Origin of the sequence: Pseudonocardia sp. 73-21, from assembly GCF_001899645.1 — a bacterium.
Lineage (GTDB): Bacteria > Actinomycetota > Actinomycetes > Mycobacteriales > Pseudonocardiaceae > Pseudonocardia.
In genome coordinates this window covers 2,085-28,429 of the sequence record NZ_MKVV01000038.1, presented here as the reverse complement: position 1 = coordinate 28,429, position 26,345 = coordinate 2,085, and the positions used below count along the sequence as shown (strand labels likewise).

Annotated in this window: 24 protein-coding genes, 1 tRNA gene and 1 pseudogene; 12 read left to right on the top strand and 14 right to left on the bottom strand. The window is 72.1% G+C overall.

Going from position 1 to position 26,345, the window contains the following annotated elements:
• Positions 1-60: 60 nt before the first annotated feature.
• Both nrdR and BGP03_RS10865 read left to right on the top strand, forming a co-directional pair.
• Entirely contained in the window at positions 61-525 is a 465-nt protein-coding gene (nrdR, locus tag BGP03_RS10870) for a transcriptional regulator NrdR (RefSeq protein WP_296371093.1), read from the top strand.
• Between the two features lie 174 nt (positions 526-699).
• Positions 700-3,555 carry a vitamin B12-dependent ribonucleotide reductase gene (locus tag BGP03_RS10865; protein WP_296371091.1) on the top strand — a complete coding sequence of 952 codons (2,856 nt, stop codon included), beginning with the start codon at positions 700-702 and terminating at the stop codon, positions 3,553-3,555.
• A gap of 230 nt (positions 3,556-3,785) precedes the next feature.
• Here the strand turns inward: BGP03_RS10865 and BGP03_RS10860 are convergent, their stop codons facing one another.
• Entirely contained in the window at positions 3,786-4,577 is a 792-nt protein-coding gene (locus tag BGP03_RS10860) for a transglutaminase family protein (RefSeq protein WP_296371090.1), read from the bottom strand.
• A 56-nt stretch (positions 4,578-4,633) separates the two neighbouring features.
• Here BGP03_RS10860 and BGP03_RS10855 point away from each other — a divergent pair, with 56 nt between their 5' ends.
• On the top strand, positions 4,634-5,581 hold the full coding sequence (locus tag BGP03_RS10855) for a pirin family protein (RefSeq protein ID WP_298798778.1): 948 nt from the start codon (positions 4,634-4,636) through the stop codon (positions 5,579-5,581).
• A gap of 1 nt (position 5,582) precedes the next feature.
• On the opposite strand, the gene BGP03_RS10850 is transcribed toward BGP03_RS10855, so the two are convergent.
• Positions 5,583-5,789 (bottom strand): helix-turn-helix domain-containing protein, encoded by a 207-nt coding sequence (locus BGP03_RS10850; RefSeq protein WP_296371085.1) that lies wholly within the window; start codon positions 5,787-5,789, stop codon positions 5,583-5,585.
• A 222-nt stretch (positions 5,790-6,011) separates the two neighbouring features.
• Here BGP03_RS10850 and BGP03_RS10845 point away from each other — a divergent pair, with 222 nt between their 5' ends.
• Positions 6,012-7,046: an MBL fold metallo-hydrolase gene (locus tag BGP03_RS10845; protein ID WP_298798779.1), complete on the top strand. Its 1,035-nt coding sequence runs from the start codon at positions 6,012-6,014 to the stop codon at positions 7,044-7,046.
• Positions 7,047-7,115: 69 nt separating this feature from the next.
• A complete protein-coding gene (locus BGP03_RS10840) occupies positions 7,116-7,976 on the top strand; it encodes a hypothetical protein (protein ID WP_298798780.1) in 861 nt (286 codons plus the stop codon).
• 50 nt (positions 7,977-8,026) lie between these two features.
• Here BGP03_RS10840 and BGP03_RS10835 read toward each other — a convergent pair whose 3' ends face one another.
• Positions 8,027-9,331, bottom strand: a complete 1,305-nt coding sequence (locus BGP03_RS10835; RefSeq protein ID WP_298798781.1) for a carboxylesterase family protein — start codon at positions 9,329-9,331, stop codon at positions 8,027-8,029.
• Positions 9,332-9,560: 229 nt separating this feature from the next.
• On the opposite strand from BGP03_RS10835, the gene BGP03_RS10830 reads away from it, so the two are divergent.
• Complete coding sequence (locus tag BGP03_RS10830; protein WP_298798782.1) at positions 9,561-10,049, top strand: DUF3145 domain-containing protein; 489 nt, start codon at positions 9,561-9,563, stop codon at positions 10,047-10,049.
• Positions 10,050-10,125: 76 nt separating this feature from the next.
• Here BGP03_RS10830 and BGP03_RS10825 read toward each other — a convergent pair whose 3' ends face one another.
• From BGP03_RS10825 to BGP03_RS10805, 5 genes are all read right to left on the bottom strand, one after another.
• Positions 10,126-11,376 (bottom strand): beta-ketoacyl-[acyl-carrier-protein] synthase family protein, encoded by a 1,251-nt coding sequence (locus tag BGP03_RS10825; protein ID WP_296371076.1) that lies wholly within the window; start codon positions 11,374-11,376, stop codon positions 10,126-10,128.
• A 37-nt stretch (positions 11,377-11,413) separates the two neighbouring features.
• Entirely contained in the window at positions 11,414-11,656 is a 243-nt protein-coding gene (locus BGP03_RS10820; protein WP_296371074.1) for an acyl carrier protein, read from the bottom strand.
• A gap of 41 nt (positions 11,657-11,697) precedes the next feature.
• Positions 11,698-12,684, bottom strand: a complete 987-nt coding sequence (locus BGP03_RS10815; RefSeq protein WP_298798783.1) for a beta-ketoacyl-ACP synthase III — start codon at positions 12,682-12,684, stop codon at positions 11,698-11,700.
• Positions 12,681-13,607 carry an ACP S-malonyltransferase gene (locus tag BGP03_RS10810; RefSeq protein WP_296371071.1) on the bottom strand — a complete coding sequence of 309 codons (927 nt, stop codon included), beginning with the start codon at positions 13,605-13,607 and terminating at the stop codon, positions 12,681-12,683. The genes BGP03_RS10815 and BGP03_RS10810 overlap by 4 nt, the downstream gene beginning before the upstream one ends.
• Before the next feature lie 115 nt (positions 13,608-13,722).
• A complete protein-coding gene (locus tag BGP03_RS10805; RefSeq protein ID WP_296371069.1) occupies positions 13,723-14,901 on the bottom strand; it encodes a helix-turn-helix domain-containing protein in 1,179 nt (392 codons plus the stop codon).
• Between the two features lie 79 nt (positions 14,902-14,980).
• Here BGP03_RS10805 and BGP03_RS10800 point away from each other — a divergent pair, with 79 nt between their 5' ends.
• Positions 14,981-15,730 (top strand): pirin-like bicupin family protein, encoded by a 750-nt coding sequence (locus tag BGP03_RS10800; protein ID WP_296371062.1) that lies wholly within the window; start codon positions 14,981-14,983, stop codon positions 15,728-15,730.
• A 16-nt stretch (positions 15,731-15,746) separates the two neighbouring features.
• Here the strand turns inward: BGP03_RS10800 and BGP03_RS10795 are convergent, their stop codons facing one another.
• Together BGP03_RS10795 and aceE are read right to left on the bottom strand one after the other, a co-directional pair.
• Positions 15,747-15,953: a cold-shock protein gene (locus BGP03_RS10795; RefSeq protein WP_296371061.1), complete on the bottom strand. Its 207-nt coding sequence runs from the start codon at positions 15,951-15,953 to the stop codon at positions 15,747-15,749.
• A gap of 246 nt (positions 15,954-16,199) precedes the next feature.
• Complete coding sequence (aceE, locus tag BGP03_RS10790; protein ID WP_296371060.1) at positions 16,200-19,010, bottom strand: pyruvate dehydrogenase (acetyl-transferring), homodimeric type; 2,811 nt, start codon at positions 19,008-19,010, stop codon at positions 16,200-16,202.
• Positions 19,011-19,185: 175 nt separating this feature from the next.
• Between aceE and BGP03_RS10785 the strand changes: the two genes are divergently transcribed.
• Positions 19,186-19,620 (top strand): DUF3052 domain-containing protein, encoded by a 435-nt coding sequence (locus BGP03_RS10785; RefSeq protein ID WP_296371249.1) that lies wholly within the window; start codon positions 19,186-19,188, stop codon positions 19,618-19,620.
• Between the two features lie 5 nt (positions 19,621-19,625).
• Here BGP03_RS10785 and BGP03_RS10780 read toward each other — a convergent pair whose 3' ends face one another.
• Entirely contained in the window at positions 19,626-21,206 is a 1,581-nt protein-coding gene (locus tag BGP03_RS10780) for a phospholipase D family protein (protein ID WP_298798784.1), read from the bottom strand.
• 122 nt (positions 21,207-21,328) lie between these two features.
• Between BGP03_RS10780 and BGP03_RS10775 the strand changes: the two are divergent.
• The 3 genes and pseudogenes from BGP03_RS10775 to BGP03_RS10765 form a co-directional block, all read left to right on the top strand.
• Positions 21,329-21,592 (top strand): annotated as a pseudogene (locus tag BGP03_RS10775) (pyridoxamine 5'-phosphate oxidase family protein); the annotation flags it as partial.
• Positions 21,593-21,632: 40 nt separating this feature from the next.
• Positions 21,633-22,091 carry a peroxiredoxin gene (locus tag BGP03_RS10770; protein ID WP_296371058.1) on the top strand — a complete coding sequence of 153 codons (459 nt, stop codon included), beginning with the start codon at positions 21,633-21,635 and terminating at the stop codon, positions 22,089-22,091.
• A 37-nt stretch (positions 22,092-22,128) separates the two neighbouring features.
• Positions 22,129-22,203, top strand: a tRNA-Val gene (locus BGP03_RS10765).
• Positions 22,204-22,529: 326 nt separating this feature from the next.
• On the opposite strand, the gene BGP03_RS10760 is transcribed toward BGP03_RS10765, so the two are convergent.
• On the bottom strand, positions 22,530-22,949 hold the full coding sequence (locus BGP03_RS10760; RefSeq protein WP_296371008.1) for a hypothetical protein: 420 nt from the start codon (positions 22,947-22,949) through the stop codon (positions 22,530-22,532).
• A 167-nt stretch (positions 22,950-23,116) separates the two neighbouring features.
• Between BGP03_RS10760 and BGP03_RS10755 the strand changes: the two genes are divergently transcribed.
• Positions 23,117-24,010, top strand: a complete 894-nt coding sequence (locus BGP03_RS10755; RefSeq protein ID WP_296371007.1) for a 3-keto-5-aminohexanoate cleavage protein — start codon at positions 23,117-23,119, stop codon at positions 24,008-24,010.
• 4 nt (positions 24,011-24,014) lie between these two features.
• Here the strand turns inward: BGP03_RS10755 and BGP03_RS10750 are convergent, their stop codons facing one another.
• The gene (locus BGP03_RS10750) at positions 24,015-25,187 is read right to left on the bottom strand and encodes a cytochrome P450 (protein ID WP_298798785.1); all 1,173 of its coding nucleotides are present in this window, start codon (positions 25,185-25,187) and stop codon (positions 24,015-24,017) included.
• A gap of 30 nt (positions 25,188-25,217) precedes the next feature.
• Entirely contained in the window at positions 25,218-26,255 is a 1,038-nt protein-coding gene (locus BGP03_RS10745; protein WP_298798786.1) for an ISAs1 family transposase, read from the bottom strand.
• Positions 26,256-26,345 lie beyond the last annotated feature (90 nt).

The following is a 26,345-nucleotide window of genomic DNA, read 5'->3' as shown; positions in this document are numbered from 1 at the left end:
TTCGTCCACGGGTGGGGTTCTGCCGCGTAGACTCGGCCGGGTTGGGAGAGGGGGAATCCGATGCGCTGCCCGTTCTGCAGACACTCGGACTGCCGCGTGATCGACTCCCGCGAGGTCGACGACGGTCAGGCCACGCGCCGCCGCCGGTCGTGCGTCGCCTGCGGCCGTCGCTTCACCACGGTGGAGGAGGCGGTGCTCGCCGTCGTCAAGCGCAGCGGCGTCACCGAGCAGTTCAGCCGCGAGAAGGTCGTGCGCGGCGTGCGTCGGGCGTGTCAGGGCCGGCCCGTCGACGAGGACGCGCTGCAGCAGCTGGCCCACGCCGTCGAGGAGGCCGTCCGGGCCCGGGGTGCCGCCGAGGTGCCCAGCCACGAGGTCGGTCTCGCCATCCTCGGCCCGCTGCGGGATCTCGACGAGGTCGCCTATCTGCGCTTCGCCAGCGTCTACCGCTCGTTCACATCCATAGAGGACTTCGAGAAGGAGATCGCCGACCTGCGCGGTCCCGAAGGCGTCCCGCCACCGGCCTGATCGGCCCGCGCTCCCGGCAGCGCCGCCGCACGAGCACTCCGGCACGAGCAGTACCGGCACGAGCACCACCAGAGCAGCCCAGATCCAGAGCAGCCCAGATCCAGAGCAGACAGCACCAGAACACCGCGGACGCGGCGGCCCCAGCCCGTCGCCGTCCGGAGGAGAGGATCGTCCATGACCGAAACCGTCGGCACCAGCGCGTCGAACAGCTCTGCATCGTCCGGGTCCGCACCGTCCGGCCGGGCCAGGAAGGCCCCCGCCAAGCAGGCGCGCCCCGCCGGGCTCACCGTCGAGCGGATCCACACCACCGCCGGTGTGCACCCCTACGACGAGGTCACCTGGGAGCGGCGCGACGTCGTCATGACCAACTGGCGCGACGGCACGGTCAACTTCGAGCAGCGCGGCGTCGAGTTCCCGGACTCGTGGTCGGTCAACGCCACCAACATCGTCACCAGCAAGTACTTCCGCGGGGCCGTGGGGTCGCCCACCCGCGAGTCGAGCCTGCGCCAGCTCATCGACCGGGTCGTGGGCGTCTACCACCGCTCCGGGGTGGAGAACGGCTACTTCGCCACCGACGCCGATGCCGAGATCTTCGCCCACGAGCTCACGTGGATGCTGCTGCACCAGGTGTTCAGCTTCAACTCGCCGGTCTGGTTCAACGTCGGCACCAGCTCTCCGCAGCAGGTCAGCGCGTGTTTCATCCTCGCCGTCGACGACACGATGGAGTCCATCCTCAACTGGTACCGCGAGGAGGGGCTGATCTTCAAGGGCGGCTCCGGCGCCGGGCTCAACCTCTCGCGCATCCGCTCGTCGAAGGAGCTGCTGTCCTCGGGCGGCACCGCCTCCGGGCCGGTGTCGTTCATGCGCGGCGCCGACGCCAGCGCGGGCACCATCAAGTCCGGCGGCGCCACCCGCCGGGCCGCCAAGATGGTCGTGCTCGACGTCGACCACCCCGACATCGAGGAGTTCGTGCTCACCAAGGCCAAGGAGGAGGCCAAGGTCCGCGTGCTGCGCGACGCCGGCTTCGACATGGACCTCGGCGGCTCCGACATCACCTCGGTGCAATACCAGAACGCCAACAACTCGGTGCGCGTCACCGACGAGTTCATGCACGCCGTCGAGGCCGACACCGACTTCGGGCTCCGCGGCCGGATGAGCGGCGAGATCATCGGACGAGTGGGTGCGAAGAAGCTGTTCCGCACCATTGCCCAGGCCGCCTGGGAATGCGCCGACCCCGGTATCCAGTACGACGGCACCATCAACGACTGGCACACCTGCCCCGAGTCGGGCCGCATCTCCGCGTCGAACCCGTGCTCGGAGTACATGCACCTGGACAACTCCAGCTGCAATCTCGCCTCGCTGAACCTGCTCACGTTCCTGGGTGACGACGGGCAGTTCGACGGCGCGCGTTTCCAGAAGTGCGTCGAGCTCATCATCACCGCGATGGACATCTCCATCTGCTTCGCCGATTTCCCCACCGAGCCCATCGGCGACACCACGCGGAAGTTCCGCCAGCTGGGCATCGGCTACGCCAACCTCGGCGCGCTGCTGATGGCCACCGGCCACGCCTACGACTCCGACGGCGGCCGCTCGCTCGCCGCCGCCATCACCTCCCTGATGACGGGCGCCGCGTACAAGCGCTCCGCCGAGCTGGCCGGCGTCGTCGGCCCGTACGAGGGCTACGCCCGCAACGCCGAGGGCCACCAGCGCGTGATGCGCAAGCACGCCGCGGCCAACGACGACGTGCGCACGCTCCCGGCGAGCAGCAGCATCCACAAGCTGGCCACCATCGCCTGGCAGGACTGCCTGGCCATCGGCTCGCGCAACGGCTGGCGCAACGCCCAGGCGTCGGTGCTGGCCCCCACCGGCACCATCGGCCTGATGATGGACTGCGACACCACCGGCATCGAGCCCGACCTGGCCCTGGTCAAGTTCAAGAAGCTGGTCGGCGGCGGCTCCATGCAGATCGTCAACCAGACGGTGCCGCGCGCCCTGGCCAAGCTGGGCTACCAGCCCGAGCAGGTCGAGGCGATCGTCTCCTACGTCGCCGAGCACGGGCACGTCATCGACGCGCCGGCCCTGCGCCAGGAGCACTACGAGGTGTTCGACTGCGCCATGGGCGAGCGGGTCATCGCCGCCATGGGCCACGTGCGGATGATGGCCGCGGTGCAGCCGTTCCTGTCGGGTGCCATCTCCAAGACCGTCAACATGCCGGAGACGGCCACCGTCGAGGACGTCGAGCGCGTCTACATGGACGGCTGGAAGCTCGGCCTCAAGGCGCTCGCGATCTACCGCGACAACTGCAAGGTCGGCCAGCCGCTCTCGGCGGGCAAGTCGGCCAAGTCGTCGGGCGGCGGGGAGAAGGAGGTCGTGGTCGAGGCGCGTCCGGTGCGCCGGCGGCTGCCGAAGAAGCGCCCCAGCGAGACCATCTCGTTCACCGTGGGCGGCGCCGAGGGCTACCTCACGGCGGGTTCCTACCCCGACGACGGCCTCGGCGAGATCTTCGTCAAGCTCGGCAAGCAGGGCTCCACGCTCTCGGGCGTGATGGACGCGTTCTCGATGTCGATCTCGGTGGGCCTGCAGTACGGCATCCCGCTGGAGTTCTACGTCTCGAAGTTCTCCAACCTGCGCTTCGAGCCCGCCGGCATGACCGACGACCCCGACGTCCGCATCGCCACCAGCGTGCTGGACTACCTGTTCCGCCGCCTCGCGCTCGACCACCTGCCCGCGGAGAAGCGCGCGCAGCTCGGCATCTTCTCGGCCGACGAGCGCACGCTGCAGGTCAACGAGAACTACGGCGAGGCCGTCGTCGAGGAGTTGCGCACGGGCGTCGAGACCGGGCACGCCCCGGCCGGCCCGGTGGGTTCGTCCCCGGCGCCGGTGGAGGTCGGCAGCTCCACCGAGCTGCTCGAGCTGCGCATGGGCAAGGCCGCCGACGCGCCGCTGTGCATGACCTGCGGCACGAAGATGCGCCCCGCGGGCAGCTGCTACCTCTGCGAGGGCTGCGGCAGTACCAGCGGCTGCAGCTGACCCGAACCCGCCACACGGTCACGTGTGGCTGCTCCGGAGCCCCGGGGACGGCCACAGGTGACCATGTGGCGGCGGTGCCGTCGCGCCAGGGCCGTCATCACCGGTTCCCAGGTGGCGGAGCTGTCACCGATCCCGTGCACCAGCACCACGGGCGGCCCGGAGCGGCCGTGCGGTAGGCGCGCCGGTAGCCCGTGCACCAGACGACGCCGACCGCTGGTTCGCCAAGCGGCTCAGCCGAGCGTGACGAGCTTCTCGGGATCGTCGGTGGGGAGGGTGTCCACCACCGCCATCACGTTCACCGCGACCAGGTTGACCGTGCCGTGGTGCACCGAGAGGAACGCGGTGTCGGCGGCGTCGCGGCCGGTGGCGATCCGCAGCAGCGACTGGCGCGGGGCGAGGCCGGTGGCGTCGACGACACGCCACTCGCCGTCCACCCACGCCTCGACGACGGCGTGGAAGTCCATCGGGTAGAGCCCGGGAGCGTAGACGGCGGCGAGGCGCGCCGGGATGTCCTGCGCGCGCAGCAGCCCGACCACCAGGTGGGCGTAGTCGCGGCAGACGCCCTCACCGAGCAGCAGCGTGTCGAGGGCGTCGTCGGTGGGGCCGCTGGAACCCACGATGTAGGCCAGCCGCAGCCCCACCCAGCGGGCGACGGCGGTGACGATCTCGCCGGTGTCGGACATGTGCCCGAACTCGGCGTTCGCCGTGGACAGCAGCCGGTCCGACGGGCAGTAGCGGCTGGGCCGCAGGTAGGTCAGCCGGTCGAGCTCGTCACCGGCGGGCGTGGGCACCTCGCCGTCCACGGTGGCGGAGTAGTTGACCAGTACGGTGCCGACGGGTGCGTCGATGATCTGCAGCCGGCCGCCGTGGGGGGTGGCGACCTCCCGGAACGGGACGGGCTCGCCGTCGCGCTCGACCGTGAGCTGCTCCGGCTCCGCACGGGTGGCGGCGGTGATCTGCAGCGCGAGCAGCGCCGGTTCGGTGACGTCGAGCTGGAGGTGGGAGGAGACCTGGCGGCGCATGGGGGGATCGTCGCAGCCGCAGATGTCCGGCTTGTCTCCGGCCTTAAAGTGGTTGAGTGAGCAACACCGAGTCCCACGCCCCGGTGGAGGTCTGCCGGGGCGATGCGACGGCCGGCCCCGTGCGGCAGCTCCTCCCGTCCAAGGCGGTGCAGCTGGGTGCCGGCACGGAGGTCCGGAGGCTGCTGCCCACCCTGGGCCGGCGCATGATCGGCGCCTGGTGCTTCGTCGACCACTACGGTCCCGACGAGATCGCGGCCCGGCCCGGCATGGACGTGCCGCCCCACCCGCACATCGGCCTGCAGACCGTCAGCTGGCTGCTCGACGGCGAGGTGCACCACCGCGACAGCCTCGGCAGCGACGTGCTGATCCGGCCCGGCGAGCTCGGCCTGATGACGGCGGGATCGGGCATCGCCCACTCCGAGCAGTCGCCCGATCCGCACAGCCCGGTGCTGCACGGCGCCCAGCTGTGGGTGGCCCTGCCCGGCGCCGATCGCGCCACGGAGCCGCGCTTCGAGCATCACGCCGGTCTGCCCGTCGTCACCGAGCCGGGGTGCCGGGCCACGGTGCTCCTGGGCGAGCTGGCGGGGGCGCGCTCACCGGGCCGGGTGCACTCGCCGCTGGTGGGCCTCGACGTCACGCTCGACCCCGGCGCCCACGTCCGGCTGCCGCTGGAGCCCGACTTCGAGCACGCGGTGCTGACGGTGTCGGGCGCTCCCGACGTCGACGGGGGAGAGCTCGCGCCGGGGTCGCTCTGCTACCTCGGATCGGGGCGCCGCGACCTCGCGGTCCGGGCGCGCGCGGGCGGCCGGTTCCTGCTGCTGGGTGGCGTGCCGTTCGCCGAGGAGATCGTGATGTGGTGGAACTTCGTGGCCCGCAGCGGCGACGAGGTGGCCGCGGCCCGCACGCGGTGGGCGGCAGGCGGCTTCGGTGAGGTGCCCGGTGAGCCGCTCGCCGCCCCGCCGCTGCCCCCGGCACCCCTGGTGCCGCGGGGACGCGTGCGGTAGCTCAGCCCGCCTCGTACCGCGCCTCCCGGATCAGCTCCTCCACGGCCGCGCGCTGCACCCGGAAGGAGCGCCCGAACCGCACCGCGGGCAGCTCGCCGCTGTGCACCAGCCGGTAGACGGTCATCTTCGACACCCGCATCCGGCCGGCGACCTCGGCCACGGTCAGGAAGGGTGCGCCGAGCACGTCCCCCGTCAGTTCTGCACCCATCGTGCGTGACCTCCCCGTGGCCCCGATCGGGACCGTTGCTCGCGTTGTGGTGCACAGTAATGGAGCGACCCCCGCCCTCCGGGGTGATGAAAGCTCCTCGAACAGGTGATCCGCGGACGCGCGGGAACTCGGAACGCACACGCGGTCCCGCACCGCGACCCCCGGGCGGGGGTGACGCTCCCGCGCATCGGGGCGAACCGGGGCCCGACGTAGGGTCGGGTGGTGATCCTCGACGACGACCCGGACGGCGACTGGACGGCACCGGGCGTGTTCCGCTGCGCCCCCGGCGTGCACCGCATCCCCCTGCCACTGCCGAACGACGGGCTGCGCGCTGTCAACGTCTACGCGGTGGAGGACGGCGACGGCATCACGCTCGTCGACTCCGGCTGGGCGCTGTCGGAGGCCCGCGACCTGCTGGAGACGGCCCTCAAGACGCTCGGCGCCGGGTTCGGCGACGTGCGCCGCTTCCTCGTCACCCACTCCCACCGCGACCACTACACCCAGGCCGTGGTGCTGCGCCACGAGTTCGGGATGCGCGTGGCGCTGGGGCGCGGGGAGAGGTCGGGGCTGGACATCATCCTGTCCGACCGCGCCGACGGCTCCGCGAACCAGCGACGGCTGGCGCGGGCGGGCGCCCACGAGCTGCTGAGCAGGCTGGGGGCCGGCCCGCCGCCGGTCGACCCGACGCACTGGGCGCCGCCCGACGAGTGGATCGACGACGGCGACGAGATCGTCGTCGGGGTGGGGGAGCGGCTGCGCCGGCTGCGTGCGGTGGCCACCCCCGGCCACACGCGCGGGCACGTCGTCTTCGCCGACGAGGCCGCCGACCTGCTGTTCTCCGGCGACCACGTGCTGCCGCGGATCACCCCGTCCATCGCGCTGGAGCCCGACCCGCCGGCCAACCCGCTCGCCGACTTCCTCACCTCGCTGGAGCTCATGCGCAGCCGGCCCGACGCGGCCATGCTGCCGGCGCACGGGCCCGTCGGGATGCGGGTGCACGAGCGCGTGGACGAGCTGATCGCCCACCACGGGGTGCGCCTCGACGCGAGCCTCGCCGCGGTCCGGGAGGGCCGCAGAACCGCGAGCGAGGTGGCAGCCGTCCTGCCCTGGACGCGGCGCGGAACGGCCCTGGTCGACCTGGACCCGTTCAACGCCATGCTCGCGACGCTGGAGACCGCGTCCCACCTGGAGGTACTCGTGCAGCGCGATGTGCTGACGCGTTCCGAGCAGGACGGCGTCGACCACTACAGCCTGTGATAACGATTCACTCCCGGTATACCCCCGATTTGATCCGCACTGGGCCATCCGGCCGTACGCTCCTCCGTCATGTGGGGGCTCCGCGTCGCTCTGGGCCTCGCCGCGTTCGCGGTCGGGGTCGGCGGCGTGCTGGTCGGCACCGAGGGATCCACGTTCCCTTCGGCGCTCGCGACGGTGAGTCTCGCCCCTACCGCGCAGGCCACCTGCCTCGCCGTCGGCGACTACGTCGCGCCTGCCCCCGGCAGCACCGGCGTGCCGGCCGGGATCGCGTTGTGTCCCGGCGGGCCCGTCACCGTCACCGAGCCCGGTGCCGTCGTCGACGGCTGGGACATCCGCGGAGGGATCGTCGTCGACGCCCCGGGCGTGGTGGTCCGGCGCAGCCGCATCACCGGGGACGGCGTCACCCCCTACGGCGTGTGGACGACGCCCGCGGGCAGTGTCCGGGTCGAGGACACGACGCTCGCCGGGGACTTCCCGCAGGCCGCCATCGGTGACGAGCGCTGGACGGCCGAGCGCATCGAGATCACCGGCGTCACCCACGACGGCGCACGGCTCGGCGACGGCGCGCGGCTGCGCAACAGCTCGCTGCACGACTTCGCCCCGGCCGCCGGCGATGCGCTGGTCGTCCGCGGGGAGGACGTGTGGGTGGAGGACAACCGGGTGGAACCCGGCGCCGTCACCGGCAGCGCCGTGCGGGTGGTCACCCCGGCGTCGCCCGGCGACAGCCCGGTGGTGATCCGCGGCAACGTCCTCGGCGGCGGCGACTACACCGTGCACGAGGACCCGGCGTCGGACCGCGGCCTGCCCGTGGAGGTGCGGATCACCGGCAACCGCTTCCGGCCCGACGCCGTCCGCGGCCCGCTGAACGTGTCGCCGGCGGCGGTGCTGGCCGACAACCGCTTCCTCGACGGCCGCCCGCTCCCGCCCTAGGAGCGCGCTGAAGAACTCGGGCCTAGTGCGCGGCGTTCTTCAGCACCCTCCTAGATCTCGCTGATGGCGACGAGCCCGGGCCGGGTCGTCGGCGTCGTGCGGCCGGTGCGGGCGAACTCGCCCCACACCCGGCGGAGCTCGCGGCCCGCGGAGTCGATCTGCTCCCACGTGGCCCCGGCGACCAGCCCCGCGCCCTCCCACGCCTCGCGCCGTCCGAACAGCAGCGGCAGGTCCACGCAGTGCGCTCCGGCGTACGGGCTGCCGGGGGCGCCCCACGACAGGACGTAGTGGTAACCCCGTCCACCGCCGCGGCGGTGGCGCGCGGCGAAGGCCCCGGCCCCGGCGCCGTAGACCTTCCGCGTCAACCTGGCCACGAGACCCCTGCGCACGGACGGGCCGAGCACCGGCAGCGCGAAGATCCTCCCCAACCGGGGCACGGCGGGGACGAACAGGGCGACCTCGCGGTCGTTGTACCCGACGAGCACGTCCACCCGGCCCGCCACCTGCTCCCACGCCCGGTCCACCGCGTCCTCGGGCGGGAGGGGGTGCCGTCCGTACTGGGTGCCGAACGGCATGGTGGCCCGCAGGCCGTAGGGCCGGGCCTTCGCCGCCACGCGCGCCTGGGCGGCGACCACGTCGGACACGGGTGCGTCCGCCGGGATCCCGCGGGCCTCCCGGGCCATCGCCGCGTTCATCCCCGCCCGGTTCCGGGAGATGCCGAGGGGGGCGCTCTGGATGATCACACGGGCGAACAGTCCCTCCGTGCCCTCGGCGATCATCAGGTGGGCCACGGCGTCCCCGCCCGCCGACTGGCCGAACACGGTGACGTTCGCGGGATCGCCCCCGAATGCGGCGACGTTGCGGTGCACCCACCGCAACGCCTCGATCTGGTCGAGCAGGCCCAGGTTGGCGGGGCGATCGGGCCCGTCGCCCAGGTAGCCCAGCAGCCCGAGCCGGTAGGTCACCGCGACGACCACTACCCGCTGCTCCGCGACGAGCGCCGCGGGATCGAAGATCGGGGCGTCACCGGCGGCGGAGGTGTAGGAGCCGCCGTGGATCCAGACCATCACCGGGAGGGCCTCGCCGGGTGGCACCCCGTCGGGCGCGGTGACCGACAGCCGCAGGCAGTCCTCGTCGTAGGTCAGGTCGCCCATCGGGTCGCTCAGGACGGCGTCGAGCTGCGGGGTCAGGGGCTGGGGACACGCGGGCGCCCAGCTCGTCGCGTCGATCGGCCCGACGGCCGGCGGCTGCGCGGTGGGCTCCCCGAACCGGGCCGCCCGGGCGTAGCGGATGCCGGTGGCGCGCACGACGTCGCCGTCGCCGCGGCCGACGACGGTCCTGCGGGGCACCGCCACGTGGGGGCTCCGGTGGTCGGCTCGGGCACGGCGTCTCCCCGTCGGTCGTAGATCATGAACGGTAGCCGGTCGACACGCCCGACACGCCGGGGAGGAGCCGCAGTGCTTGCGCCGGGGGATCCGACCCGGCAGGCTGATCATCACGACAAGAAACCCAGGAACATCAGCAGGCTGACGCCGGCGCGAGGACGTAGGGGAAGACGATCCTCGTCGACGTTGGAGGTCTGCAGTGAATGCACGCGGCGTGGTCTACGTCCACTCGTCGCCGACTGCGGTCTGCCCGCACGTCGAGTGGGCGATCTCCGGTGTGCTCGGTGAGAAGGTGTCCCTGCAGTGGACGCCTCAGTCCTCCGTGCCCGGACAACTGCGTGCCGAGTGCACGTGGACCGGGCCTGTCGGCAGTGGTGGAGCCCTCGCGGGCGCCCTGCGGGCGTGGTCGATGCTCCGTTTCGAGGTGACCGAGGAGCCCACCCCGGGCGTCGACGGGGAACGCTTCTGCCACGTCCCGACGCTCGGGCTGTGGCACGGGCGCACCAGCGCCAACGGCGACATCATGGTGGGGGAGGACCAGCTCCGGGCCCTGCTCGGCCAGGTGCCCGCCAACCAGGTGCCCGGCCGGATCCGCGACTTGCTCGGTGCAGCCTGGGACGACGCCCTGGAGCCCTTCCGCCTGGCCGGTGACGGCGCCCCGGTGACCTGGCTGCACCAGGTCGGATAGCCCGGAGTAGCCCTCGTGCGCGGATATCAGTGCTCTGGCACTGATATCCGCGCACGAGGCGGCGGAGCCGCCGCCGCTAGACCTTCGTGAACGCCACGGCGGCGTTGTGGCCGCCGAAGCCGAAGGAGTCGCAGACCGCGGCCTGCAGGTCCACCTTGCGCGGCTCGCCCGCCACCACGTCGAGCTCGATGCCCGGGTCGAGCTTCTCGAGGTTGAGCGTGGCGGGGATGATGCCGTCCCTGATCGAGAGCAGCGTGACGATGCTCTCGACCGCACCCGCCGCGCCCACCATGTGCCCGAGCTGCGACTTCGGGGCCGTCAGCACCGGGTGGTCGCCCAGCGCCTTGCGCACGGCCCGCGTCTCGCCCACGTCGCCGGCCACCGTGGAGGTGGCGTGGCAGTTGACGTGACCGACGTCCGACGGGTCCAGGCCCGCCATCCGGATCGCGGCGGTGATGGCGCGGGACTGCCCGCGACCCTCCGGCTCCGGCCCGGTGATGTGGTACGCGTCGGCCGTGATCCCGGCCCCGGCGATGCGGCCGTGCACGGTGGCCCCGCGGGCCGCCGCGAACTCGGCCCGTTCCAGGACCATGATCCCGGAGCCCTCGCCGAGCACGAACCCGTCGCGGTCGACGTCGAAGGGACGCGAGGCCCGCTCCGGCTCGTCGTTGCGCAACGACAGCGTGCGGGCCTGCGCGAACCCGGCCACGGTGAGGCCGGTGATGCAGGCCTCCGCGCCGCCGGCGATCACCACGTCCACCTCGTTGGCCCGCAGCAGCCGCAGCGCCCACGCCAGCGCCTCGGCACCCGACGCGCACGCCGAGACCGGCGCGTGCACCGCGCCCTGCGCGCCGTACTCGATGCCGACCCAGGCCGCGGGGCCGTTGGGCATGAGCATCGGGACGGTGAGCGGGGAGACCTTGCGCAGCCCCCCGGTCTCGAGCAGGTCGTCCTGGTCGAGCAGGGTGATGACGCCACCGACGCCGGTGCCGATCACCACGGCGAGCCGGGTCGGGTCGACCTGCTCCCCGGGCTCACCCAGCCCGGCGTGCTCCCACGCCTCCTTGGCCGCGACGAGCGCGACCTGCTCGACGCGGTCCAGCCGCCGGGCCTTGACCCGGGGGATGACCTCGGTGGGCTCCACGGCGAGGGGCGCGGCGATCTTCACCGGCAGGTCGTGCCGGGTGATCCACTCGTGTGCCTCGTCGTCGATCCGGCGGACGCCGGACCGTCCGGCGAGCATGGCCTCCCACGTGGACGCGACGTTCCCGCCCAGCGGGGTGGTGGCGCCGAGGCCAGTGACGACGACCTCTTGGACGGCGCTCATGACGCTTCCACGGGAAAGAGTGTGTCAGCGGTGCTCGTCACTGGTTCTTCGCGATGTAGTCCACCGCGTCACCGACCGTCTTCAGCTCGGCCAGCTGGTCGTCCGGGATCTTGACGCCGAACTTGTCCTCGGCCTGGACGGCGATCTCGACCATGGACAGCGAGTCGATGTCGAGGTCGTCGACGAAGGACTTCTCGGTGGACACGTCGGCGGTGTCGATGCCGGCGACCTCCTCGACGATCTCCGCGAGGCCGGTGAGGATCTCTTCGTTGCTAGCCACGGTGAATCTCCTTCTTGGTGGGGGTGGTGGTCAGTATTCGATCACGGGAAGGTGATGACCTGCCCCGCGTAGGACAGCCCCGCGCCGAACCCTACGAGCAGCACGGTGTCGCCGGACGCCACCCTGCCGTCGGCGCGCATGTGGTCCAGCGCGAGCGGGATCGACGCCGAGGACGTGTTGCCGGACAGGATGATGTCGTCGGCCACCCGCATGTCCTCGCGGGCGCCGGACTTGCGGAGCTTCTTGGCGATGGCCTCGACGATGCGCAGGTTGGCCTGGTGGGGCACGAACACGTCGATGTCGGCGGGGGTGAGCCCGGCCAGCTCGATCGCCCGCAGCGCCACCGGCGCGATCTTGGTGGTGGCCCAGCGGAACACCGACTGGCCCTCCTGGAACAGGGCGTTGTTCTCGGGCTTGATGAAGATCGTGGGGGCCAGGTCGCCCGCGCTGCCCCACGCGACGGGGCCGACGCCCACCGAAGCCTCGTCCGGCGCCGGTCCGAGCACCGCCGCGCCCGCGCCGTCGGCGAAGATGATGGCGGTGGAGCGGTCGGTCCAGTCGATCCAGTCCGAGAGCTTCTCGGCGCCGATCACGAGGACGTGGCGCGCACTGCCGCTGCGGATGAGCCCGGCCGCGGTGCCGACGCCGTAGCTGAACCCGGCGCAGGCGGCGTTGAGGTCGAACGCGGCGGGGGCGGAGATCCCGATGCGGTCGGCGGTCTGCGCCGCGCCGTTGGGGATCGGGCTGGGCATCGTGCAGCTGGCGAAGATCACGGTGTCGATCTCGGAGAGCTCCAGGCCGGAGTCCTTGAGCGCCCGCTCGCCGGCCTCGGCGGCCATCTCGACGAGCAGCGTTCCGTCACCCACCACGCGGCGGCTCTGGATGCCGACGCGGTCGCGGATCCACTGGTCGCTGGTGTCCATGGTCTTCGCGAGGTCGTCGTTGGTGACGACGTTCGCGGGCTGGGTGCTGCCGAGACCCAGCAGGCGCGCACCCGGCGTGGTGGCGGGGAGTCGGAACGCGGTCATGAACCCTCTTCCGAGTGTTCCCGGATCAGCTCGACGGCCTTGTCGAGGTCGTCCGGGGTCTTGAGCGCCAGTGTGGCGGTGCCCTTGAGCTCGCGCCGGACGAGGCCGACCAGTGCCCCCGCGGGCGGGAGCTCGATCACCGCGGTGACACCGAGCCCGCGCAGCGTGGCCATGCAGGAGTCCCAGCGGACGGGCAGCGTCACCTGGGCGACGAGCCGGGCGAGGGCGTCGGCGCCGTCGGTGACCACGGCGCCGTCGGCGTTGGACAGCCACGGGCGGGTGGGGTCGGCGGGGGAGACCGAGGCCGCGTGCGCGCGCAGCGCCTCCTCGGCGGGGGCCATGAAGCGGGTGTGGAAGGCGCCCGCCACCTGCAGCGGACGGATCCGTGCACCCTCCGGCGGGGCCTCGGCGAGGGACTCCAGGGCCGCGAGCGGCCCGGCGGCGACGACCTGGCCGGTGGCGTTGCGGTTGGCCGGGTCGAGGCCGAGCTTGTCCAGGGTGGCCAGCACCTCGTCGGCGTCGCCGCCCAGCACCGCGCTCATGCCGGTGGGCTCGGTGGCGCAGGCGGCGGCCATCTCGCGGCCGCGCACGGCGACGAAGGCCACCGCGTCGTCGGGGGCCAGCACGCCGGCGATGGCGGCGGACGCCAGCTCACCGACGGAGTGGCCGGCGGTGGGGGCGTCGGCCGGCAGGTGGTCGGCGAGCCGGGCGGCGGCGAGCAGGCTCGCGGCGACGATCAGCGGCTGGGTGACCGCGGTGTCCCGGATCTCGTCGGCGTCGGCGGTGGTGCCGAGACGTCGCAGGTCGAGCCCGATCGACGCCGACCACCGGTCGAGCGACTCCTCGGCGGCCGGGTCGTCGAGCCAGGGGGTCAGCATGCCGGGGGTCTGGGACCCCTGGCCGGGAGCGAGCAGGGTGATCACGGGCCCCAGCGAACACTGTCGCGAGGCCCGGGCGGGATACCGGCACGCACCAACTCGACGGTCGAGATCTGTAGGTTTCCTCCAACAAGTAGGCGTGTCACCCGGGTGGTCGTCGTCACTCCTTGTGGGATGGACCCACGTCAAGCCGGTCGACCACGAGGGCGGTGCGCAGGACGAGGGCGTCGCGCGGATCGGTGGGGTTGCGACCGGTGAGGTCGCTCACGCGACGCAGCCGGTAGCGCACCGTGTTGGGATGGACGAACAGCGCGCGGGCGCAGGCCTCCAGCGCGCCGCCGCCCTCCAGGTAGCCGGCCAGCGTGCGGAGCAGCTCGCCACCGGCGGCGTCGAGCGGGGCCACGCACGACTCGACCAGGCGGCGGTGCGCGGCCGGGTCCCCGGACAGGGCGCGCTCGGGCAGCAGGTCGTCGGCGTCGACGGGGCGCGGGGCGTCGGGCCAGCCGGGGGCGGCCCGCAGCCCGGCCAGCGCCTCCCGCGCGCTCGCGTGGGCGGTGGCGAGGTTCGGGGCCACCGGGCCGACCACGACGGGCCCGGGCCCGAACCCGTGGACGAGCCCGCCGATGGGTCCGGCGCCCTCCCGCGGCTCGGACACCAGCACGATGAGCCGGTTGCCCTGCACCCCGACCAGCACGGAACGGCCGCTGCGGGCGGCCTCGCGGCGCAGCGCACCGGGTTCCTCCGGGGAGGCGGCGGCCCCGCTGCCGACCACCACCCGGACGGCCGCCGCGGGGTCCCAGCCCAACGCGGATGCGCGGGAGACCAGCGCGTCGTCGGACCCGCCGTCGAGGCCCGGCCCGCGCACCACCGCGTCGACGACGAGCGCCTCCTGCCGGGCGTCCCAGGCGCCGCGGGTCTCGGCCGCACCGGCGTAGACGGTGGCTGCGGCGAACGCGATCTCCCGGCCGAAGCGCAGGATGCCCTCGACCAGCGCGTGCCGTTCGGACTCGTCGGCGGCCAGCGGCGGCAGGTGACGCTCGAAGACGTCGGTGGCGATCCGTACGAGATCGACGGTCTGGCGCAGCGACAGCCGCCGGGCGAGGTCGCGCGGGGCGATCCGGAACGCCTCGGCGGTGAGCCGGATCGTCTCGCCGCGCTCGCCGAGCCAGGCCACGAAGTTCGCGACGCCCGTCTGGGTCACCAGCAGCACGCCGGCCCGCTGGTCGGCGGCCAGGCGCCGGAACCAGGGCTGGTGCTCGTCCATCGCCACGAGGCACGCCGCGGCGAGATCTCCCGACGCGAGCTCGAGCCGGCGCAGCGTCGCGGCGGAGACCGTCATGTCGGGCAGCATGACAGGCGGCCGGGAACACCGGGGCGGACCGTATTGTTGCAGAAACAACTACCTGGGAGGGGCAAGCATGATCGACGTCCGACGCAGCGGCGACCGGTTCCACACCCGGATCGGCTGGCTCGACTCGCACCACAGCTTCTCGTTCGGCCAGCACTACGACCCCGACAACACCCACTTCGGGGTGCTGATGGTGAACAACGACGACATCGTCCGGGCGGGCAGCGGCTTCGAGACCCACCCCCACCGCGACATGGAGATCGTCACGTGGGTGCTGGAGGGGTCGCTGGTGCACCAGGACTCCACCGGTCACTCCGGCCTGATCTACCCCGGTCTGGCCCAGCGCATGACGGCGGGCACGGGGATCCTGCACTCGGAGAAGAACGACTCCTGGCGCATCGATGCGGACGCGCCGAAGCACGACCAGGACGTGCACTTCGTCCAGATGTGGGTGGTGCCCGACACCGAGAAGGTGACACCCGGCTACGAGCAGCTCGACATCGGCGCCCCGCTCGACTCCGGCGAGCTGGTGGTGGTGGCCTCGGGCATGCCGAAGCACAAGGCGGACAGCGCGATCTCCATCCGGCAGGAGCACGCAGCGCTCTACGCCGCGCGTCTGAAGCCCGGTGCGGCCACCGTCGTGCCCACGGCGCCACTGGTGAACCTGTTCGTCGCCCGTGGATCAGTGGAGCTCGAGGGCGCAGGACAGCTCGGAACCGGGGACACCGCACGCATCACCGTCGGGGACGGTCAGCGGGTGGTGGCCGGGCCGGACGGGGCCGAGGTGCTCGTGTGGGAGATGCACGCGACCCTTGCCTAAGAAGGCAGGGCAGCGCTCAGGCGAGCGGGCTGACCTGCGTGGCCTGCGGACCCTTCTGGCCCTGCTCGATGTCGAACGACACGCGCTGGCCCTCGTCGAGGCTCTTGTAGCCGTTGGTCTGGATTGCCGAGTAGTGCACGAACACGTCCGCGCCACCACCGTCGGGAGCGAGGAAGCCGTAGCCCTTCTCGCTGTTGAACCACTTGACGGTGCCCTCTGCCATGACTTGCTCTCCTCGTACCGTGCGCCGGGGCTCTGCCCCCGGCATCGCGCCGCCCGGGCGCGATACCGTCCGCGCTCAGGTCGGGACGCCATACCATGCCCCTTCGAGCTGACGTCGGGCGGAGCGTATCGCGATATGGGCGCCCTGCCGAGACCCAAAAAACCCGAATGCAGCCCGATTGCAGCAAAGCCACGTTCACGCAATCGTGCTGCATGAACGTGGCTTTGCTGCCATGAGTGTGGGCTGTTACGCGACGCCGGAGTCGCTGGTCTGCGGCCCGGCCGCCTGGGGATCGTCGATCCGGTACTTGGCCGCCGCCTCGGCGACCACGCCCCGGTCGAACTCCCCGCGCGAGGCCAGGCTCTCCAGCGCCGCCACCGTGATGCTCTCGGCGTCGACGTTGAAGTGGCGTCGCACCGCGGGCCGGGTGTCGGACAGGCCGAAGCCGTCGGTACCCAGCGTGGTGAACGGCGCCGGCACCCACTGGCGGATCAGGTCGGGCACCGCCCGCATCCAGTCCGACACGGCGACGACGGGCGTGCCCGCGTCCCCGAGCTTCTGCGACACGTAGGCCGTGCGACGGTCGGCGTCGGGGTGCACGAGGTTGTGCTGCTCCACCTCGACACCGTCGCGGCGCAGCTCGCCCCACGACGTCACCGACCACACCTCGGCCCCGACGCCCCACTGCTCGGCCAGCATGTCGCGGGCCTTCAACGCCCACGGCAGCGCGACGCCCGAACCGAGCAGCCGCACCTGAGGACCGGCACTGTCCCTCAGGGGGGTCTCCGCGACGCGGTGCATGCCGCGCAGGATCCCGTCGACGTCGACGTCCTCGGGCTCCGCCGGCTGCTGGTAGGGCTCGTTGTAGACCGTCAGGTAGTACATGACGTTCTCGCCGGCCAGGTTCTGCGCGTCGTCGCCCTCGCCGTACATCCGGCGCAGCCCGTCCTTGACGATGTGCGCGATCTCGTAGGAGAACGCCGGGTCGTAGGACACGACGGCCGGGTTGGTGGCCGCCAGCAGCAGCGAGTGGCCGTCGTTGTGCTGCAGGCCCTCACCGGTGAGCGTCGTGCGCCCGGCCGTGGCGCCCACGAGGAAGCCGCGGGCCATCTGGTCGGCGGCGGCCCAGATCGAGTCGCCGGTGCGCTGGAAGCCGAACATCGAGTAGAAGACGTAGACCGGGATCATCGGCTGCCCGTGCGTGGCGTACGACGTGCCCGCCGCGGTGAACGAGCCCACCGACCCGGCCTCGTTGATGCCCTCGTGCAGCAGCTGGCCCTGCTCGGACTCCCGGTAGGCCAGCATGAGCTCGGCGTCCACCGACGTGTACTGCTGGCCGTTCGGGTTGTAGATCTTCTGCGTCGGGAACATGGAGTCCATGCCGAACGTGCGCGCCTCGTCGGGGATGACGGGCACGAACCGGCCCCCGATCTCCTTGTCCTTCACCAGCTCGCGCAGCAGCCGGACGAACGCCATGGTGGTGGCGACCTCCTGCTTGCCCGAGCCCTTGCGGATGAAGTCGTAGACCTTGTCGCCCGGCAGCACCAGGGGAGTGGCCTTGATTCGCCGCGACGGCACGGGGCCGCCCAGGTTGCGCCGCCGCTCCTGCATGTACCGGATCTCCGGGGCGTTCTCGCCGGGGTGGTAGTACGGCGGCAGGTAGGGGTTCTCCTCGAGCTGTGCGTCGCTGATCGGGATGCGCTGCTCGTCGCGGAACTGCTTGAGGTCGGGCAGCGTCAGCTTCTTCATCTGGTGCGTGGCGTTGCGGCCCGCGAAGTGCGTGCCCAGGCCGTAGCCCTTGATCGTCTTCGCCAGGATGACGGTGGGCTGGCCGTGGTGCTCCAGCGCCGCCGCGTACGCCGCGTAGACCTTGCGGTAGTCGTGCCCGCCGCGCTTGAGCTTCCAGATCTCGTCGTCGGTCATCGGCTCGACCAGGGCCTTCGTGCGGGGGTCGCGGCCGAAGAAGTGGTCGCGGACGTAGCCGCCGTCGTTGGCCTTGTAGGTCTGGTAGTCGCCGTCGGGCGTCTGGTTCATCAGGTTGATCAGCGCGCCGTCGCGGTCGGCGGCGAGCAGGGAATCCCACTCGCGCCCCCAGATCACCTTGATGACGTTCCAGCCGGCGCCGCGGAAGAACGACTCCAGCTCCTGGATGATCTTGCCGTTGCCGCGGACCGGGCCGTCGAGGCGCTGCAGGTTGCAGTTGACCACGAACGTGAGGTTGTCCAGGCCCTCGGTGGCCGCGATGTGGATCAGGCCGCGCGACTCGGGCTCGTCCATCTCGCCGTCGCCCAGGAACGCCCAGACGTGCTGGTCGCCCTTCGACTCGGCCTTGTGGTCGTGGAAGCCTCGCGCGTCGAGGTAGCGGTTGAACCGCGCCTGCATGATCGCGTTCATCGGGCCGAGCCCCATCGAGACCGTGGGGAACTCCCAGAAGTCCGGCATGAGGCGCGGGTGCGGGTACGACGGCAGGCCGGCGCCCGGGCCGCCGTGGCTCAGTTCCTGGCGGAAACCGTCGAGACGGTCCTCCGACAGGCGGCCCTCGAGGTAGGCACGCGCGTAGATGCCGGGGGAGGCGTGACCCTGGATGTAGACCTGGTCACCCCCGCCCGGGTGCTCCTTGCCCCGGAAGAAGTGGTTGAAGCCGACCTCGTAGAGCGTGGCCGACGACGCGTAGGACGAGATGTGGCCGCCCACGCCGATGCCCGGGCGCTGCGCGCGGTGCACCGTCATCGCCGCGTTCCAGCGGATGAGGCGACGGTAGGCCCGCTCGGCCTCCTCGTCACCGGGGAACCACGGCTCACGGTCGGTGGGGATCGTGTTGACGTAGTCGGTGCTGGTCAGCGACGGGACGCCGACATTGCGCTCGCGCGCACGCTGCAACATCCGGAGCATCAGATACCGGGCGCGCTGCTGGCCCGCGGCGTCGAGCACGGCGTCGAAGGAGTCCAGCCACTCGGCGGTCTCCTCCGGGTCGATGTCGGGCAGGTGGGCGGCGAGGCCGTCGCGGATGACGTGTACGCGCCTCGGAGGCGTCGCGTCGGTGGTCTGGCCGGTCAAGGGATCTCCCTGCGTGGCTGGAGGTGAACATCTGTCGGGGTCATCCCCTATCGTGCCCCTCGACGCGCGATCTCGTAACGAGTGGTTGCGCGTCGACGAGTCACGTGTTCGGATTCCGCATCCGGATGTAGTCGGTCGAGGCAGTACGAACATCGAGAGAGTGGGGTACACAGGCGTGGTCGCCGCGGAAGATGCCGGACGTCAGTCCGACATCGCGGGCAAGCTCGGCGTGGAGCCGGGCATGGTCGTCCAGGAAATCGGTTGGGACGAAGACGTCGACGAGACGGTACGGGATGCCGTCGAGGAACGGGCGGGTGACGACCTCCTCGACGAGGACGCCGTCGACGTCGTCGATCTCGTCCTGATGTGGTGGCGGGAGGGCGACGGTGACCTCGTCGACGCCCTGGTCGACGCCATCGGTCCGCTCGCCGACAACGGCGTGATCTGGGTACTCACCCCGAAGACCGGGAGACCCGGCCACGTGGAGCCCAGCGAGATCGCCGAGGCCGCCCCCACGGCCGGCCTCTCCCAGACCTCCAACGCCACCATCAGCGACGGCTGGGCCGGTGCGCGCCTGGTGGCGCCGAAGGCGGCGAAGTCGAGGCGGTAGCCCTTTCACCAGCGGCGCCGCAGCCGGTCCTGCAGGGAGCGGCCGTCCGGGTCGTAGAGGAGCCGATAGACGGGCACGGCCCACAGCCGTGTCCGCGTCGGCATGTGCTCCGGCCGGTGGTGGCGCAGCCGTCCCGGCGGCCGGGGCCCCCGGCGCTCGTCGTCGTACCAGGCGTCGAGGGCGTCGGCGGCCGCCACCATCGCGTGCACCGCGTCGTCGGTGTCGGTCAGGTCGGCGTCGTCACCCCCGGCGCGGTCGAGGTGCTGGCGCAGCAGTTCCAGGCGGAGCTCCCGGGCGTAGGTGCGCGCCCCGTCGCCCCGACCGGCCGGGTCGGACGGCTCCCGCTGGTCGCGTCGCTCGTCGAGCACGGCCACCGTCACCTCGCTGTCGTGGCTCCAGGAGCGCCGGTTGAGGTTGGCGCTGCCCGTCGCGGCCCAGACGTCGTCGATCACCGCCACCTTGGAGTGGACGTAGACGGGCGCGCCGGCCCGGTTCTCCAGGTCGAACACGTGCACCCGGTCGGCCGCCTCCCGGCGGCACACCTCGAGCGCCTGCAGCCGTCCGATCTGGTTGGGCGGCAGGGAGAACCGGCCGTCGACGTCGGCGTGGCGGGGCACCACCACCGCGAGGTGCAGCCGCGGGCTGCGGCGCAGGGCGTCGGCGAGCAGGCGCGCGATGTGGGGTGACCACATGTACTGGTCCTGCAGGTACACCAGCCGCCGGGCCCGACCGAGCGCCTTCGAGTAGCCCCGCGCCACGGACCTCTCGCCGTCCGGGGCGAACGGGTAGCCCGGCCGGATCGAGGGGTAGGTGCGCAGCACCTGCACCGTCTCCGTGCCGGCCGGCGCCGGGTCGGGCGGCCGGTGGGGGAGCGGGTCGGCCGTCAGGTCGGCGTGGCGCACCGCGTCCCGGAACCGGGCGATCGGCGTGCGGAGGTCGAGCGGGTGGGGGTCCTCCCAGCGCTCGCGGAACACGTCGTCGAGCATGCCCACGGCCGGTCCGCGCACGTCGAGCTGCACGTCGTGCCAGGGCGGGTTCGGGCCGTACACGGGCATCGGGAGGCCCTGCGGGTCCCCGCGGTGGTCGTGGTCGTCGCGGCGTGAGTGGCACAGGTCGATGCCGCCCACGAACGCGACGTCGCGGTCCGGGCGTCCCGGATGGCGCAGCACCACCAGCTTCTGGTGGTGCGATCCCGTGCGGCGCACCCGCTGGTCGAGCAGGACCTCGCCGCCGGCCTCGGCCACCTCGTCGCCGAGCTGCCGGTTCTCCTGCTCGCTGTAGGCGGCCTCGTCGGAGTGCGAGCGCCACATCAGCCCCTTGACGACGACCCCGCGGCGGGCGGCGTCGCCGAACAGCTCGCCCAGCGTGGGCCCGTCCGGGGTGAGCCGCTCGTCGGCGTCGCCGCGCCAGTCGGTGAAGAACAGTTGGTCACCGGGCTGCAACGCGCGGACCTCCGTGACGAGCCGCGCGAAGTAGGTGGCTCCGTCGACGAGCGGGGTGACGGTGTTGCCCGCGCGCCACGCCGGGAGCCGGCACGCGGGGTTGCCGCGTTCGGTGTCGCTCAGGAACCAGTCGTCGACGTCCATGCGGCCTCCGCCGTCGACCATAGGCGGTCACCGATGAGTCCGCGACGCTCGTCGGGTCGGCACCGGCATGGACACCCGGAACCCCGCGGACCTCTACGCACTGCCGGCCTGATCCCGACGGCAGCCCGCACGTCACAGCGGTCGGCTCGCTCCGGGTCGACGGCGGTTTCCGGGTCGCGACCGGTGCGACCACCCGCAAGGGCCGCAACCTGGCCCGAGACCCCCGGTGCACCGTCGCGGTCGCCACCCACGACGTCGACCTCGTCGTCTCCGGCACCGCCGAGGTCGTCACCGACCGCGACACCGTCGCCCGGTCGGCGTCCGCCGTGGTCACGGTCGAGCCGGCCGGCGCATCGCCCGAGATCGCCCGTTCGTGCACGCACTAGGCTGCCGGACGGCAGCACCGGACGATCGGCTAGGAGAGACATGGCGCCCGAGGTGGGAACCGAAGCACCCGACTTCACCCTCAAGGACCAGAACAACCAGGAGGTCTCGCTGTCGTCGTTCCGCGGCGACCGCAACGTCCTCGTCGTCTTCTACCCGTTCGCGTTCTCCGGCATCTGCACCGGTGAGCTCTGCGCCGTCCGGGACGACCTCTCGTCGTTCCAGAACGCCGACGTCCAGATCCTCGCGCTGTCGGTGGACCACCCGTTCGCCCTCAAGGCCTGGTCCGACGCCCAGGGCTACGACTTCCCGCTCCTGGCCGACTTCTGGCCGCACGGCGAGGTCGCCAAGGCTTACGGCGTGTTCAACGACGGTGCCGGTTTCGCCCTCCGCGGCACGTTCCTGGTCGACAAGACCGGTACGGTGACGTTCGCAGAGGTCAACGGCCCCGGCGAGGCCCGCGACCAGGACGCATGGAAGAAGGCCCTCGCGGCCGTCTGATGTCGTGTCGTGCCGGGGCACCGTTCCCGGTACGAGCGGGCGCGTAGCTCAGCGGAAGAGCACTCGGCTTACACCCGAGCGGTCGCAGGTTCGAACCCTGCCGCGCCCACCAGCCTGACCAGCGGTTTTGTCGGCGTCGCCTCACACGGCGGCAGTTCGTGGAATCAAACGTGGTGCGAGACGGTGTTACGGTCCGCACCATGGCCACGTCGAGCCGGCCGAGTCGGCGGCAACCTCGACGTCGGGCGCACGACGCGCCGGATGTACACCAAGTACCTGGAGAAGCACGTTCGCCCGTTCGTCGGTCACCTGAAGGCCGGCGCGGTTGACACGGAGGTCCTCGACTCGCTCTACCGGGAGCTGCGGGTGCCGGGCGGACGATCCCCGTCGTGCTGCTTGCGCTGCTGGCGGGCGCGTTTACCCTGCTGACCCGCGCCGTCAGGCGCCCTTCGCCGAGCGCCAGTCTCCGTTGGGGGGTGCGACGGTGTCGGGGTCGTTCACCTCGAACGGGCCCATGCTGACGATGTAGAACTGGCAGCCGTCCGCCCCGGCCGACTCGGAGCCGTAGGCGGTGCCGCCCTTTACCCACCGGACGTCGCCGGGGCGGTAGGTGCCTTCGCCCTCCACGGAGAACTCGCCCTGGGTGATGATGTAGATCGTGTCCGACGGGTGCCAGTGCGAGGGCGCCCGGTAGTTCGGCGCGAAGCGCGTGAGCATGAAGGTGTGCCCGGTCTCCGGGTCGATCAGCGGTTTCACCGCCGCGCCCGCGGGGATGAAACCGGTCTCGTCCTCGTACTCGAACCACGCCTGGTCGTCGACGTGGATCACCTGCATCTGTCCTAGCGGGTTCTCGGGCACGGGCTGTCCTCCTGGTGCGCGCCGGTGCGCCGCAGCTGCGTCCGGTCTCGGATATGATCTGGATCACTCGGCGATAAGGCATATTGTTATCAGTGATTCGGTCGAGCGGCAACAGCTCCCAACCCTCCTGCGCGGTGGGTGGGCGGGCCGGCGAGGAGGAGCAGGACGTGCGTGACAACCCGCTGATGATCGAGGTCCGGTGCAACGAGTCGACGATGCGGGGAGCGAACCCGCACCTGCCGTACACCTCCGAGGAGATCGTCCGGGAGGCCGTGCGCAGCCACGACGCCGGAGCTGCGATGATCCACTGGCACGGCCGCGACGCCGAGACGGGTGCGCCGGACAACGCGGTGGAGCTCTACCGCGAGGTGCAGGAGGGAATCCGGGCGGCCACCGACCTGATCACCAAGCCCACGCTGGGCTACATCAGCCAGAGCGGTGTCGAGGACCGGGTCAAGCACGTGCGCGCACTGGCCGACGACCCGCGGTTGCGGTTCGACGCCGTCCCGGTCGACTTCGGCTCGATGAACATCGACACGTGGCTACCGGCGGAGAAGCGGTTCGTGCCCGGCGACGGCGTCTACGTCAACACGCGCCAGGACATCGCCTCGGTGCTCGGGGTGTTTGGCGACCTCTCCTCGTTCGTCACGACCGTCTGCTGGGACGTCGGCCAGATCCGCACCGCGCTCTGCTACCGGGAGATGGGCCTCGCGCCGACCACCACGCTGTGGGAGTTCGTCTTCACCGGCGACAGCAGGCCCTCGAGTGCGGGCACGAACGTGCACGCACTGAACGCCATGATCGCCGAGATCCCGGCGGGCGAACCGTGGCAGCTCATGTGCTACGGCGGCGACGTGCTGCAGCTCGCGGCGCTGGCGATCGTGCTCGGCGGGCACGTCGCCATCGGGCTGGGCGACCATGACTACGCCCGCTTCGGCACCCCGCACAACGGCGAGCTCGTGGAGCGGGTCGTGCAGCTCGCGGACACGCTGGGGTGCCCGGTGGCCGGCCCGGCGTGGGCGCGTCAGCTGCTGGGCATGCCCGCGCTGCCCGGCGCCTGAGGCCCTACCGGGCGCCGGCCGCCGGCCGGGGCCGTTCCCGCAGCAGCACCGGGTAGCTGTCGTGGCGCCGCTGGGCGCTGGCCGCGAGGACCGGGGCCCGGGAGGGGTCCGGTCGCATGCCGAGCGCGTCGAGCGCGCGCAGGATCTGAACGTGGACGCCGGGTGCGGCGGTGCTGCCGGTGACCACCGCGCGCCCGAGGCACAGGTGCGGGCCGCTGCCGAAGGTCAGACCCCACGGGCGGATCCGGTCGGGCAGCGGGCGGCCCGGCCGGAACGCTTCGGCGTCGGCGCCGAACACGGCGGGGTCGCGGTTCGCGGCCGCGAGGTCGACGGCCACGTGCTCGCCCTCGCGGATCACCCGGCCGTCGCGCAGCGTCACGTCGGTCACCGCGCGGCGCAACAGCGCGACCGTCGGCGGGTACAGCCGCAGCGCCTCGAACACGGCGGCGTGCAGCTGCTCGTCCGTCGCCTCCGCGGTCGCCACGGCCGCGGCGTGCAGCTCGTGCACGGTGTGCACCAGTAGCGCGGCGTTGTTGAGCGTCGACGCGGCCAGGAACAGCACGACTTCGCGCACGGCCGCGTCGTCGTCCCACTCCTCGCGGTGCGCGGCGAGGAGGGAGAGCAGGTCGGTCGGCGACGCGCCACGCTCCACGAGCTCGGCCCGGCGCCGCGCGGCCGGGGTGTGGAACCGGGCGACGAGTGCGTCGCGGGCTGCCTCGCCCTCCGCGAGCACGGTGGCGTGGTCGCGCGTGGACCACTCGACGGTCACCGCCTCCAGGATCGGGCCCAGGTACCCGAGCAGCTCCGCGGTCGCGGCCGGGTCGTTGACGTCGTCGAAGCCGATGAGGGTAGCCGCGAACTGGAGGAACACCGCCCTGCCCAACGGCACGAGGTCCGCGGCCCACTGGTCAACCGCCGGCTGGACGGCCGCGGAGGTGCACCGGTGCAGCGTCCGGCCGACCACGGCGTGGTAGTCGGTGAGCGCATCGCGCGCGACGAGGGGGGAGAGCAGCCGCCTGCGCTGCAGGTGCGGCGGGCCGTCGAGGACGAGGACGGTGCCGCCGATTAACGGGGCGCTCTCGTGCTTGGACTCCTGCGCGAAGCGGCGCGAGCAGAGGATCTCGTCGGCCTCGGCGTAGTCCTTCACCCGGGCGAGTTCAGGCTCTGGACGGGTCATCGGGCTCCGTTCACCGGTATAACGTGAATATCATAGTAATGGACTCAGGTGATCTGATGCCTGGTCCGCGGCGCCGTGCCCGACCCAGGGGGTCGGCAAAGTCAGATGATGTTGAGTAGTTGGAGTGGTCGGAGGGCGTCGCGGGCGTGATGTCGTAGCGCGGCGGCGATGTTGGTGGGCACCGGCGAGGCGGTGCAGGCTGATCGCGAGGTTGCGCAGGGTGGCCATGACCTGCGGGGCGGCTCCGGTTCGGGTCTCGGTGCGCCAGCGGCTCTTCTTCCCGGTCCGGGCGCTGATCGGGCGGCTCTTGCGGATGATCTGGACGGCCTGGGCGGCGTGCGGGAACTCGATCCCCGCAGCGATGGTGACGATCTTGCACGTGCGGATCTCGCGGCGGCCGTGCGCGGTCGCGACGGCGCGATGGGAGATCTCGACCTGACGCCATGGGCGAGCGGCGAGCTGGCGGCGCAGCCGGGGCTGGTTGCCCTTGACCGACAGCACCCAGTGCGCGCCCCGGGCGTGCAGGTCGGCGACGTGCTCGCGCTGGGTGTGCAACGCGTCCGCGGTGATCACCGTTTCGGCGAGGTCGATGCTGGTCAGGGTGTCGAGCAGCGGGGTGAAAGCGGTGATCTCGCTGGTCTTGCCCGCCACGTCGAGCTGGCCGAGCACGACGCGGGTGTGCTGGTCGATCACCGCAAGCAGGTGCCGGCCCACCACCACGTTCCCGTCGCGGTCGATGTGGCGGGAGCCGCGCAGGGTCTTGCCGTCCACCGCCAGAACCCGGCGCCGCCCGGCAGGCGCGACGGCTGCGCACAACTGTTGGACGAGCCCGCCGATCACCGCGTCGAACGCGTCGGCGTCCATCGCCCCCACCGCGCGGCGGATCGTGGACTCGCTCGGGCACCGCCCGCCGGTACCGAGCGTGTCGGCCGGCGTCGCGGGCAGGTCAGCGACCCATTCGGCGACCGCGACGAACGAGCGGGCGCCGGTAGAGACCGTGCATACCGCCACGGTCAGCAGCACGACCAGGCGATGGCGGATCCCGCGGGCGTTACGCGGATCGACCATCCTGGCCAGGACGACGTTCAGGCCGGGGCGAGCAGCACCGGATCGGGTAGCTCCACCCCCGCCAACTGGTCGGCGATCGCAGCGATGGAC